This window comes from Paraburkholderia aromaticivorans (assembly GCF_002278075.1).
Classification (GTDB): Bacteria; Pseudomonadota; Gammaproteobacteria; order Burkholderiales; family Burkholderiaceae; genus Paraburkholderia; species Paraburkholderia aromaticivorans.
On the sequence record NZ_CP022989.1, the window covers coordinates 1,109,343 to 1,121,789 of the forward strand.

The 12,447-nt window shown below is 60.7% G+C and carries 11 protein-coding genes and 1 tRNA gene; 2 read left to right on the forward strand and 10 right to left on the reverse strand.

Features of this window, described 5'->3' with window-relative positions; genetic code table 11:
* Window positions 1–97 precede the first annotated feature (97 nt).
* Both CJU94_RS04995 and CJU94_RS05000 read right to left on the reverse strand, forming a co-directional pair.
* The gene (locus CJU94_RS04995; RefSeq protein ID WP_095417769.1) at window positions 98–1,201 is read right to left on the reverse strand and encodes a LysR family transcriptional regulator; all 1,104 of its coding nucleotides are present in this window, start codon (window positions 1,199–1,201) and stop codon (window positions 98–100) included.
* A 339-nt stretch (window positions 1,202–1,540) separates the two neighbouring features.
* Complete coding sequence (locus tag CJU94_RS05000; RefSeq protein ID WP_095417770.1) at window positions 1,541–3,397, reverse strand: phosphoenolpyruvate carboxykinase (GTP); 1,857 nt, start codon at window positions 3,395–3,397, stop codon at window positions 1,541–1,543.
* Between the two features lie 380 nt (window positions 3,398–3,777).
* On the opposite strand from CJU94_RS05000, the gene CJU94_RS05005 reads away from it, so the two are divergent.
* Window positions 3,778–4,791 carry a D-2-hydroxyacid dehydrogenase family protein gene (locus tag CJU94_RS05005; protein ID WP_095417771.1) on the forward strand — a complete coding sequence of 338 codons (1,014 nt, stop codon included), beginning with the start codon at window positions 3,778–3,780 and terminating at the stop codon, window positions 4,789–4,791.
* Window positions 4,792–4,863: 72 nt separating this feature from the next.
* Here the strand turns inward: CJU94_RS05005 and CJU94_RS05010 are convergent, their stop codons facing one another.
* Both CJU94_RS05010 and CJU94_RS05015 read right to left on the reverse strand, forming a co-directional pair.
* Window positions 4,864–5,742: a patatin-like phospholipase family protein gene (locus CJU94_RS05010; protein WP_095417772.1), complete on the reverse strand. Its 879-nt coding sequence runs from the start codon at window positions 5,740–5,742 to the stop codon at window positions 4,864–4,866.
* Between the two features lie 36 nt (window positions 5,743–5,778).
* On the reverse strand, window positions 5,779–6,183 hold the full coding sequence (locus tag CJU94_RS05015; RefSeq protein WP_011486433.1) for a PaaI family thioesterase: 405 nt from the start codon (window positions 6,181–6,183) through the stop codon (window positions 5,779–5,781).
* A gap of 204 nt (window positions 6,184–6,387) precedes the next feature.
* Here CJU94_RS05015 and CJU94_RS05020 point away from each other — a divergent pair.
* Window positions 6,388–6,463 (forward strand) — tRNA-Lys (locus tag CJU94_RS05020).
* Window positions 6,464–6,518: 55 nt separating this feature from the next.
* Here CJU94_RS05020 and CJU94_RS05025 read toward each other — a convergent pair.
* Genes CJU94_RS05025 through CJU94_RS05050 form a run of 6 tightly spaced genes read right to left on the reverse strand, consistent with a single transcriptional unit; the run spans window position 6,519 to window position 12,213 of the window.
* Window positions 6,519–7,406, reverse strand: a complete 888-nt coding sequence (locus CJU94_RS05025) for a tyrosine-type recombinase/integrase (RefSeq protein WP_244220918.1) — start codon at window positions 7,404–7,406, stop codon at window positions 6,519–6,521.
* A 20-nt stretch (window positions 7,407–7,426) separates the two neighbouring features.
* Window positions 7,427–7,729, reverse strand: coding sequence for a helix-turn-helix domain-containing protein (locus CJU94_RS05030; RefSeq protein WP_095417774.1), 303 nt, complete (start codon window positions 7,727–7,729; stop codon window positions 7,427–7,429).
* A 3-nt stretch (window positions 7,730–7,732) separates the two neighbouring features.
* On the reverse strand, window positions 7,733–10,333 hold the full coding sequence (mobF, locus tag CJU94_RS05035; RefSeq protein WP_095417775.1) for a MobF family relaxase: 2,601 nt from the start codon (window positions 10,331–10,333) through the stop codon (window positions 7,733–7,735).
* Window positions 10,327–11,565, reverse strand: a complete 1,239-nt coding sequence (locus CJU94_RS05040) for a type IV secretion system DNA-binding domain-containing protein (RefSeq protein WP_157763716.1) — start codon at window positions 11,563–11,565, stop codon at window positions 10,327–10,329. The genes mobF and CJU94_RS05040 overlap by 7 nt, the downstream gene beginning before the upstream one ends.
* Window positions 11,566–11,569: 4 nt before the next feature.
* Entirely contained in the window at window positions 11,570–11,896 is a 327-nt protein-coding gene (locus CJU94_RS05045) for a hypothetical protein (RefSeq protein ID WP_095417777.1), read from the reverse strand.
* A complete protein-coding gene (locus tag CJU94_RS05050) occupies window positions 11,896–12,213 on the reverse strand; it encodes a hypothetical protein (protein ID WP_095417778.1) in 318 nt (105 codons plus the stop codon). The genes CJU94_RS05045 and CJU94_RS05050 overlap by 1 nt, the downstream gene beginning before the upstream one ends.
* Window positions 12,214–12,447: the final 234 nt, after the last annotated feature.

The window sequence follows — 12,447 nt, forward strand, 5'->3', positions numbered from 1 at the left end:
CACGAAAAAAGGCGCGATCACTCGGTGTGATCGCGCCTTTTTATTTGTTCGCCAGAAAGCGCCCCTTGCGGCGTTGCCGGCTTTCTCAATCCGGCATTTAAAGCGGCGACAAAGCCGTGGGCCGGTTGCGGGGCGTCGTCTTTGCCAGCGCCTTCGGCAGCGGCGATAACTCGCTGTCCAGCAGGCGAGAGAGCGGCTCAGCACCGTCGAACGCCTCCGGGGGCATGGGATCCGCCGAATCCGGCGCCGTCGTCATGACGGTCCGGCCAAGGCCGTCCTCCTTGATCCACTGTTCGCCCAGCAGGCTGTTAGGCGTCTGGCTGAAATGCTCAACCAGATGGTCGATGAACGTGCGCACCTTGGCCGGCAAGTGGCGGCGGCTCGGATAGGCAATGTTGATCTCGACCTGCGGCAGCCGATAGTCGCCGAGCAGACGCACGAGCCTGCCGCGCGTCATGTCGCGGCCGATCAGATAGCTCGGCAGGATCGCGATGCCCATGCCGAGCAACGCAAACTGACGCAGCATCTCCGTGTTGTTCGCGACGATCACGTTCGACGGACGCACGCGGACCTCGCCTTCCGGACCGGTGAACACACGCTCGTCGCCCCAGTATTCGGAAGGCAGGCTCAGGCACGGATGCTCGAGCAGATGCTCCGGACGCGTGGGCATGCCGTGCTTCTCCAGATAAGCCGGCGTGGCGCACACCGTCATGCAACCCGTGGTGAGACGCCGCGTGACGATGCTCGCGCTGCGCATTTGCCGCGCGATCACAATGCCCACGTCGAAACCTTCTTCCACGAGATCGACCTGGCGGTCAACGAGCGTGACGTCGGGAATGACTTTCGGATAGCGCTCCGCGTACGTCTGGAGCACGGGCGCGAGATTGTGCAAGCCGAACACGACCGGTGCGACGATTCGCAACGTGCCGACGGGTTCGTGATTGCGCGCGACCACCATCTGCTCGACGTCTTCCAGTTCGTCGAGAATCTGACGCGCGCGCTCGAGATAAACCTGGCCGGATTCGGTCAGAGACAAGCTGCGGGTGGTGCGATTAAGCAGTCGCGTCCCGAGACGGCCTTCGAGGTCGGCAACGTGACGGGTGGCAACTGCATTGGAAATATCCATCGCGCTCGCAGCGCGGGCAAAACTGCCGAGATCCGCCACTTTGACGAAAACTCGCATCGACTGCAAATGATCCATGGGACAACTCCTGCCGTGTTACTGCTTCCTGACAATTGGTGAAAACCAGTGAAGCGAACTTGGAATTCTCCTACGACTCGCGCAATCGTGTGGAAGTTGCCCGCAAAAGCGGAAATATTGTCGATATTTGCGCGACTGTGCGCCTTAACATGGTGCACGATCATCGATTGTTCCGCCAAAAGAAACAATCTGCTGCAATGCACCTTGTAGCGCCATTTTTGCGCGAACAGACGTCAAAGGGTGTGCCGACGTTGCGGAATCAGAAAATATCGCCACGCGATCGAACCAAAAGAAAAACCGCCCGAAGGCGGCTTTCATGCGAAGTGAATACTCACGTGATCAGGCGGCAAGCTTGCCTTCAAGCGCACGTTTGGCTTGCGTCAGCGCAGGCGGCAAGCCTTGCTGCAATGTGTCAAACAGCTCGGCGTGCAGGGCCAGTTCGTCGCGCCAGGCCGCGTCGTCTACCGAAATCACCTGCTCAAACTGCTCGCGACTGAAATTCAGCCCGCTCCAGTCGATGTCTTCGTAGCGCGGCGACATGCCGAAAGCATGCTCCTCACCCTGAGCCGCCCCCTCGATCCGGCCAACCATCCAGCCGAGCACCCGCATGTTCTCGCCGAAACCCGGCCAGACGAACTTGCCGTCCGCGCCCTTGCGGAACCAGTTGACGCAGAAGATTTTCGGCAGCTTTGCGCCCAGTTGTTTCAGTCGCTCGCCGGTCTTCAGCCAGTGACCGAAGTAGTCGCTCATGTTGTAGCCGCAAAACGGCAGCATCGCGAATGGATCACGGCGCACCACGCCCTGCTGGCCGGCCGCGGCGGCGGTGGTCTCCGAGCCCATGGTCGCCGCCATGTAGACGCCTTCCACCCAGTTGCGCGCTTCGGTGACGAGCGGCACGGTGGTGGAGCGGCGTCCGCCGAAGATGAACGCGTCGATCGCGACGCCCGTCGGGTTTTCCCAGTCGGCGTCGATGGACGGGCATTGCGAAGCCGGCGCCGTGAAGCGCGCGTTCGGGTGCGCCGCCTTGCGACCGCTTTCCTTCGCGCTGGCCGGCGTCCAGTCCTTGCCCTGCCAGTCGAGCAGATGCGCAGGCGCTTCGTCCGTCATGCCTTCCCACCAGACGTCGCCGTCGTCGGTCAGGGCGACGTTCGTGAAGATCACGTTTTCCTTCAACGTCGCCATTGCGTTGAAGTTGGTCTTTTCGCTCGTGCCCGGCGCGACGCCGAAGTAGCCGGCTTCCGGATTGATCGCGTACAGGCGGCCGTCCTTGCCCGGTTTGATCCACGCAATGTCGTCGCCGATCGTGGAGATTTTCCAGCCGTTCAGACCTTCCGGCGGGATCAGCATCGCGAAATTGGTCTTGCCGCACGCCGACGGAAACGCCGCCGCGACATGATGTTTGCGCCCTTCCGGCGAGGTCACGCCGAGAATCAGCATATGCTCGGCCAGCCAGCCCTCGTCGCGGCCCATGGTCGAGGCGATGCGCAGCGCGAAACACTTCTTGCCGAGCAGCGCATTGCCGCCGTAGCCCGAGCCGTAGCTCCAGATTTCGCGCGTTTCGGGAAAGTGGACGATGTATTTGGTGGCGTTGCACGGCCACGGCACGTCTTTCGCGGCCGCCGCGAGCGGCGCGCCCACCGAGTGCACGCACGGCACGAACTCGCCGTCTTCGCCCAACACGTCGTACACCTTGCGGCCCATGCGCGTCATGATTCGCATGTTGGTGACCACGTACGGACTGTCGCTCAGTTCCACACCAATGTGCGCGATCGGCGAACCGAGCGGCCCCATCGAAAACGGCACCACGTACATGGTGCGGCCGCGCATGGCGCCTTCGAACAGGCCGTTGAGCGTCGAGCGCATCTCGGCCGGAGCGACCCAGTTATTGGTGGGCCCCGCGTCTTCGCGTTGCTGTGAGCAGATGAAGGTGCGATCCTCGACGCGCGCCACGTCGGATGGATCGGACCATGCGAGATAGGAATTCGGGCGCTTCGCGGGATTGAGTTTCTTGAGGGTGCCCGCTTCGACCATCTGCGCGCAAAGCCGGTCGTATTCTTCCTGCGAGCCGTCGCACCAGACGATCCTGTCCGGCTTGGTCATGGTGGCGACCCGCTGCACCCAGTCGACTAGCTTCCGGTTTTTGACCCACGCGGGCGCCTCGATAGTGGGCTGTCCTTCGAATGAGGGATGGTTCATCGACTTGTCTCCGTTTTGAAAGCAATAGAAAAACGGTACAAGCCCAGCGACGCTGCATGCGAGAGGCATTCAATTCTTCACGCCGGGGATGCTGCCACCCGACGTGCGATCGTGCAGGTCATTCCGGGCCACACAGCCCGTTGAGCGGAGGCGCCAGCCGACGGGGCTTCTGCAACCGTCTGTAAAGCGGCTTGCCTCAACACGCAACAAACTGTTAAAAACGATGTCAATCGGCCTTGCCGTGCGCTGCCGTTCATTCTGTGCGGTAGCTGCTACGGTAAGGCATCCAGCCAGACCGGCATGTGACCTAGGTCACATGCTGGGACAGTCAGCATAACACTCCGTTCCGCACCACCAAGGTGCGTCGCAAGACACATACCATGAAGATTGCCATCCTCGACGATTACCAGGACGCCGTTCGCAAGCTCGACTGCTTTCAATTGCTGGCCGACCATGAGGTCAAGGTTTTCAACAACACCGTCCGCGGTCTCGGCCAGTTGGCAAGCCGCCTTTCCGAAGTCGACGCACTCGTCCTGATTCGCGAACGCACGCGCATCAGCTCACAACTGCTCGACAAATTGCCGCGTTTGCGCATGATCAGCCAAACGGGCAAGGTTTCGAGCCACATCGATCTGGCGGCTTGTACCGAGCGCGGCATTGCCGTGCTGGAAGGCACCGGTTCGCCGTTCGCGCCTGCCGAGTTGACGTGGGCTCTCATCATGGCGGCCCAGCGGCGGATTCCGCAATACGTAGCAAACCTTAAGCAAGGAGCCTGGCAGCAGTCTGGCTTGAAGACGTCGGCATTGCCGCCGAACTTCGGGCTGGGCCAGGTGCTGCGCGGCCAGACGCTGGGGATCTGGGGTTACGGCAAGATCGGCCAGTTGCTTGCCGGATACGGCAAGGCATTCGGCATGAACGTGCTGATCTGGGGCCGCGAGCATTCGCGCGAAGCCGCTCGTGCCGACGGCTATGGCGTGGCGGAAAGCCGCGAGGCATTGTTCGAGCAAAGCGACGTGCTGTCGCTACATTTGCGCCTGCACGACGACACCCGCGGCATCGTCAAACAGGAAGACCTGATGCGGATGAAGCCCACCGCGCTGCTCGTGAACACGAGCCGGGCCGAACTGCTCGACGAAAACGCGCTGGTCAACGCGCTGTCGCACAATCGTCCGGGAATGGTCGCCATCGACGTCTATGAAAGCGAGCCGATTTTGCAGGGCTACAGCCTGCTGCGCATGGAAAACGTGATCTGCACGCCGCACATCGGCTATGTGGAACGGGAAAGCTACGAGCAGTATTTCACCGCGGCGTTCAACAACATTCTGGCTTTCGACGCCGGCAATACCGCCAGCGTGGCCAATCCGGAAGCCTTGCAGGGCGGCCGCCGGCGTTAAACGCCTCCCGCTGGCGGACAGATCATCGCGGCGCGTGCAGCGCCGAGCGTTTTCACGCCGCCGGCGCTCACCTCATCGCGCCGCTTCGTGCGCGGCGGCTTCCAGCAGATCGGGCATGCGTTCCAGGAAGGTCTCGCCATCGGCGCGGCCCAGGTTATACGCGTGCACCATCTGCGAGGGGCTCGTGTAATCCCAACTGGAAATCGGCACTTTGCGCGACGGCTGTACATAAAGCCGTTGCTGCACGCCGTGCGGCACGACGAACATCTGCGGTCGCGGATAGAGGCGGGTGACCATCACCAGCACGTTGCCGGGCGCCTCGGCGTCGAGTGCGCCGACCGGCACGTTGTCGACCATCCCGCCGTCCAGCACCGGCCGGCCGTTGCGCCGCAAAACCGGCGTGAACGGCGGCGTACTCGACGATTGCAGGATCAGGTCCGCCAGATCCTCGACGCTTGCGCAGTCCTGCGCGCGCACGAACTCCGGATGAAAGCCAAGCGTCTGGCCGAGCGTGGGATGCAGCGTCTTGCGCACGTACTTTTCGATGTTGTATGCGATCAGGCCGGCTGCCACCGCGCTGCGCGCACCGAGCCAGCGCGGCAGATGCGACACGCCGATGCGGATTTCCGGCGCGTCGGCGAGCGTCGAAAACTTCTCGCCGTAGATGTCGAGCAGCGCCTGGCGGTAGATGCGGTAATGCGGAAACACCGACTCGCTGCGCAGCAGGTTGCCCCAGTAAGCGTTGCGGGTGTTGTGGCGCAGCGCGTCCTCGTAATAGCGCATTACCCAGTCGGAATCGCGCGTGTAGAGCATGCACGCCGTGGCGGCGCCGGCCGAAATGCCGGTGATGACGCGCGGCCGGATCCGCAACTCCGGCTGCACCACGTCCCAGAAACCCGCCTGCCACCAGCAGCGATTGCCGCCGCCGGCGAATACGACCTGATCGAACATCCTGATTCTTCCTCTTATGCGGCTCTCTGACCCGTACTAGTCGAGCAGTGCGTAGGTCGTGGTGGCGTGGACGGCCATGTTGCCGGATTCGTCGAACAGTTCGACTTCACCGAACACCAGGTTGCGGCCCATGCGCAGCACGCGGGCGGTGATCAGCACGTCGCCCTTGCGCACCGCGCGCATGAAATTGATGTTGAGCGAGACCGTGCTCATCGGCTTGAAACCGCCGAGCGCGGCCGAAATGGCGACGATCATGGCTGTGTCGGCCGCGGCCATGAAGACCTGACCGCAGATCACGCCGCCCGCATGACGCAGCCCGCCCGAAAACGGCAGGCGCAGCGTGGCGCTTTCTTCATCGACCTTGACCGGTGTCAGCGTGAGCGCGCGGACCCACGGCGCGAGGATGCGGTCGAGCAATTCGATAATCTCTTTGTCATCCATGGCGATCCCCGGTCGAAAGCCGCACGATGTGTCGCGCGGCAAAGTGTCCGCGACATGATACCGGGACGATATCGCCAGCGTGTTTTTGACGACAGCGCGTCCGTCGAGGAATGCCTCGGGGCCGACAATGCAAATTTTTTTTAAGAAATCTGCTAAAGGGGCTTGGCAAGCTCGAAAAATTTCTGCATAATTTCGCTTCTGTTGGGGGCGTTAGCTCAGTTGGTAGAGCAGCGGACTCTTAATCCGTAGGTCGAGTGTTCGAGTCACTCACGCCCCACCAAGCATTCAAAAGGCTCCCGAGCGTTCGGGAGCCTTTTTCGTTTCTGGCGCCGTAGCTACAGCGTAGCTGCATCTACGAGTACGGAATCCAGCCGCGATGCTGCGGCGGCAAGGTGATCCGGTGCCAAGTGAGCGTAGCGCTCCACCATCGCCCCGGTTCTCCACCCACCCAATCTCTGTAGCTCATGGGTCGGCGTTCCTGCCTGCCGCTGCCAGGTCGCCCAGGTATGTCTCAAGTCATGCCAGCGAAAGTCCTCGATGCCAGCCCGCATCAAGGCAGCTCGCCAAGCCTTCGTATTAGCTGAATTGATCGGCCGCCCCCTGAAAGTGAAAACTCGCTGGGGGTGCCGCCCAATCTGTCGCTTGAGTACATCCATCGCCGTCTCGCTCAACGGAACCGCAATAGGGCGGCGGTTCTTTGATTGCGTACCCTTGACCCAGGCATGGCGCAGCTCCAGATTCACCTGCGCCCACTCCAGCTTGAGAACGTTGCTCTGTCTCAAACCCGTTGCCAAGGCAAACAGCACGCAATCGCGCTGATGCTCCGGTAACTCCTGGAGCAGGCTGCGGGCCTGCTCCGGAGTCAACGACCGTTCACGGTTATTTGCTTCTTTAAAGAGCCTGACCTTGGGCACCTTGTCGATCCACTCCCATTCGTCTCGTGCCCGAAGAAGAATGGATCGAACCAGTGCCAGGTAGCGGTTGCATGTGCCTTTCGAACCCTCTTTAAGCCTCGCGGACCTGATTCGATCGATCACATCCATCGTGATTTCATCGAGATTCAGGCTACCAAGATAAGCATGCAGCCATACCAGCTTCCGCTTGTCCTCTTTATGCGTGGCCTTTTCCGAGGTTTCCTCCAGCCAGCGAACAACCGCCTCACGCCAAGAACGCTTGGGCTTAACCCCAAGACGTTCTTGCTGCCACAGCGACGCCTTCAGCATGTCGTGATATTCCTGAGCCGCTACTTTGTCAGCAGTCCCAGTACTTCGCTGTATTGCCGGTCCACTGCGTGGCGTGAGCTTGACCCACCAATAGGGGGAGTCCTTGCGTTTGAAGAGTGACATATATCGTTCCTTGCAGTGTCACCCTGCAACGCTCGCCGCGTATATTGTGACCGGATGTGTTCGATCAGGTCAATTTTGAGAAAAACCCAGCGCTTGCCGATCTTGGCACCAGGGACAGCCCCGGTTTTCGCCTTTTCCAGCAGCGTGACTGGATGAATCTTCAGGAACTCGGCGGCCTGTTGCAGGGTGAACGTCTCCATGCATCAGCCCCCGATTTCCGGGCCGTCATGCCGATGCCGACCGGCTGAATCCAGCTCCAGCGCAGCGCCCTTGGCGCTCTCACGCGATACGGCATCGGACAACATGGAGCGATCATCGGTATAAATCGTGACCTCATCCCGAGCGCGCGAAATCGCGACGTACCACGCGTTCTCGTTCATCGTCATGCTGTGGCTGTCGGCCTCGACCAATACACGATCGACGGTTTGCCCTTGGGATGCATGAACCGTCACGCAGTAGCCATGATCGAGATGCAGCGGTTGCGACGCATCGAGTATCAGTTGCCGACCGTCTTCCCGGCCGAGCGTCACTGTTTGCCGTTCGGCATCGATGCCCGTGACGATTGCCCGATCTCCGTTTGCAATTTCACGTCCGTAATCGTTCGCCGTTAGCCGGACAGCATCGCCCAACGCCAGCTCCCGGGAAACCAGTTGATACGCGCTCAGGTTGCTCTGAATGGCCGGACGCCACTCAACTCGCCCCCCATCACTACGGAGCAGCGTAACGCGCCCTTGAGATACCTCCTCAACCCGAGCCCAGTCTCCCCGGCCGATTCCCAGCGATGCGTACAATTTCTGAGCCTGGACAACGTCGCCAGCTTGATAGGACAAGGAACTGCGGGCCTGTGCCATCGTCAGGTCCTTACGCTCCATCGTGGCGACCATGACCCCATGCCCCGCCAGCCCCAACGCTGTCCGAACCTGTTCGTTGATAGAGGTTCTAGCCGCGCGGGTGCCAGCGACAATCAACGATGCCTTACGCTCATCCGGCGACAGTCCGGAAAATTCTCGCGCAATGGCCTGGTGGCGCTCGCGGCCATCATTGATTTCGATCACGTTCCGGGAGAGCGCCGACAGCGAGCGCGCACCATCGCCACGTGCAGCCAGCTCCACGGCATGGCGCAGACGCGCATCGTTCTGCCGGAGAATTTCACCCATCTCCGCGCGTGCGATGCCCGCCTCCTGAAGCTGTGCGAATGGTCGGCCCGCCTCGATAGCCTGGAGCTGCTGCACGTCGCCGATGAGTACGACCCGCGCATTAGCCTGCTCAACACGGGACAGGATGGCATGCATGTCTCGGGCCGAAACCATACCGGCTTCGTCCACGATCAGTACGGTTTGCGGCGTGAGCCCCGACGCTTCGCGGTTAATGAATGCCGCAATGGTCTCGCTCTTGATACCCACCCCGGACAGTTCCCGGGCTGCCGCAGCAGACGGCGCAATACCGACAAGCTGGTAGCCCTGTTGCTGCATGACCAGCGACGCCACGCCCAGCATGGCAGTCTTCCCCGTTCCGGCCAGCCCCTGTATGGCACTCACCCTGCTATCCGTCGCCAGCATGAGCGCCGCTGCCGCCTGCTGCCCCGAGCGCAGATTCGAAGCGGACAAGATGCGCCCAACCTGCTGTACATCCATGATCGGCTCAACGGCTGCTCGGCCGCGCAACTCCATCGCAAGAATCTCGCGCTCGCGCTGCTGCGCCGCTGGCGTGGTATAGCGTCCATCCTGCGCGATCAACAGGCCATCGGCAAGCTGATGCGAGATTTCGGCCCGAATCGCATCAAGATTGGTACTACCCGTTCCCACCTCCAATGCGGCGCGCAAAATCTGCGCGTCGGTCACGACGGACTGGCGCTCGGTCGTATGTGCAACGGCATGCGCGACGGCTTCCCGTGTACTCGCCGGATCAATTTGGACCGTGGACAGCTCCCGGGCGTGCCTCGATAAAAAATCGATGCTCAGTTCATGGCTTTTCTCTTTCCACGTTTCGAGCAATACAGCTCGATTCACCTCGCCCTTGGCCTCACGCGTGGCCAGCGTTGCCCGCTGCCGCTCATAGTGGGTCGCATCCGCCCTTGTCAGACCGTCATTGGCAAGTGCAGCGGTAATTGCCTGGCTGCGCTGGCTGAACGCCTGGGCTTGGTAATCGGAAATATGGGCAAGCTCAAACCGGCCATCGGCGTGGGTCAAACGTACGTCATACCCAAGCTGCTGGACCTCCAGCGCCAACTCTGAACGGTACAGTGCACCGACAAGCATTTTCTGGCGCAGGATTTCGCCCGGCTCCAGCGCCCGCCATTCACCGTCAGCCCGCTGCGTCGCATTGATCAGCACCGCATGCGTATGCAATTGCGGGTCGGTATCGCGCGAGAGGTCATGCAGAAAACTGGCGATCAACAGATTGCCGCTTTTCTGAAGCTCGGTTTGCCCTCCGTCCGTTACACGATACGCAGCAAGCCCCTGTACATAATCGAGTGCTCGTCCCACAGCGGTTTGATGCGCCTCGACCAGGCGGATATCTCCACCAATCAACGCCTGCATCGATACCGATTTCGGGGCAGAGAATGTCAGATCGACGCCCGCCCGCCGTCCATCTCCAGCATTGTGAATATGGCTTCCATTTGGCAGATGCCCGTCAAGAAGGCGTGTAAACGTCGTTGCGTCCACATCGTCGGCCAACTCCATACGCTCTGCACCAGCTCCCATCCACCGCGATGGTGAACGATCCCCGGTGTAGTAGTTGTCAGCCTCAGCATAGTAGGTGCTCGCAGCACCACTATTTTTTACGATAGCAATGCTCAGCATGAGCCCTCCATGAACGGTATCTGCACGGCTGGCCGGGGCACCGGGGAAAATCCAACCTGACGCACAGGCTCGTTACCTGCCAGAGCAACATAGGCGGTCAAATCGGCGAGCTGGGTCAGCTCGCTTGGCAATGCCAGACGTTCCGTCGCACGCTGCAAGCTTTCTCCGCGAGAGATTCCCTGCATACCGGATTGAGTGCTGTACTGCACCCGGTCGATTTCACGGTCTCCAAGCGCCTTCGAGAGGATTTCGCTGGTATCGGGATCGCTCCTCGATAGCGACAACACCACCAGATTACGAAAACACGAGCGAATGCTGATGGCCGTCTCGCGCCCATACACACGGTCAAGCTGGGCCGTCGATTGCAACCCGGCGATCACGCAGAGACCATGTTTACGCCCCCGCGTAAGTGCGCCTTCCAATGAACTCAAATGGCCCAGCGCTCCCAGCTCATCAAGCAGCAACCACAACCGGCGATCCGGGGACGGCTGAAGACTCAACACGGCATTGCACAGCAGATCGACCCAGCAGCCGATCAGGGGCTGCATGACTGCCTGCATGTCTTCTCGCCAGGTGATATACAGATTGCTATCTCCGTCAGCCAGCCAGTCGCGAAGGCTGAAGCCCCCTGGCTGCAAATACTGGTGGGAATTCAGATATGTGGTCAGAATGAATCTGGTGCTGGCCAGCGCCCGGCCCGCATCGCGGTCGAACAGCCCCTGAGCCTGGGTTCCCGCGAGGAGCTTCGCCAATTCCTCGACAGTCGCACTGGTCAGCCTGTCGAGCAAATGCATGGTCGTGTTTTCCCCCTGCCGCATCAGCACACGCATGCCCTCGGCAGCGAGGATTTGCGAATAGAAATGCCAACTCGCGTCGGGGCCGTGACCATCGGGAATGAGGGATTTTGCCAACCGGAAGTAATCGAAATCTTTCCGGATTTCGTTAAAGATCGTCCACCCCTGCCCGCGCCGGTCAAACGGATTCAGGATGATGTCGTCGTCGCCACCGAAGTAGGTCAGGTGATGCGCACTAGGATCAACCACGATGGCGCGATCCCCACGGGAGACAATGCCCGCCAAGACCTCATCAATTAGAGTGGTCTTGCCGACTCCTGTCGAGCCGACGAGCAGGGTATGAAGGGTCTCGTTTTTGGGCGGGAGGCTGACACCTCCCAGCGTGATAGCGGCACGCTGGGAAGCACGCCCGCCGAGAATGGCAGGACGCATGCGCATGGGCTCAGCCTCCCCGCTCATCGATGAAGCGACTGCCGCGGCGATGCATGACATTTGTTTTGCGAGCCCACCAGCGACCAATAATGAGAAACAGAATGGTCGTCTGCAAAACGCTAGCCCATACAATCAGCATCGCGAGGAGGCTATTAATCGATCCGGGAGAAAGCGGCCAGACGCCCGAAAGCCGGATCAACGCATCGAGCCACGAATCGCCAAGCTGTTGCCAGCATGCGACCCACAAGAGCACGCTTTGAACGAGCGCGAACGCCACAAAGTAAACCACACGCACTAGGATGGTGTGGACTTGCTGCATTAAAGGATCATGAGCCATCACAGTCCCTCCTGACGGTACTGCTGGTTGCAGGATGCTGTGATGCGCGCGGCGGCCTGTGGGTGGCTATGACTGGCCATCAAACGCACCAGTTGCAGTGTTTCCTGGATCGCGGGCCAAGCGTCAGGGGTTGCCGTCGCAGGCTGAGTCGAGACGATGTCGCGAATCGCGTCCACGACGCCGAGCCCTTCAACAGCGCGATCGAGCACGGCCCGCATGAATGCCGAAACTGTCAAGCCTTCGGCATCGGCTCGCTTGCGGATCGCATCGAACTGGGCGCAAGTCACGGCGGTCTTGAGGAAATTGCGACGTGCCATTACACCCCCCGAAAAATCAAGGGGTTAGCGGTTTTGTGGCCAAGTGCCGGAAAGAAACGTGGCCACGCACTACCCCGGCCAGACGGGGCAGCCGAGGCAATCGCAGATTGCGCAGGTGTGTACTTTTTTGATTGATGAATATGGAAAATCGCGGTCATCGGCGCTCCTTTCTCTCGGTACATGGATTTGAGATCGCATAACCGCCCACGGAGGGCGCGGTCATGTCTCGCATCC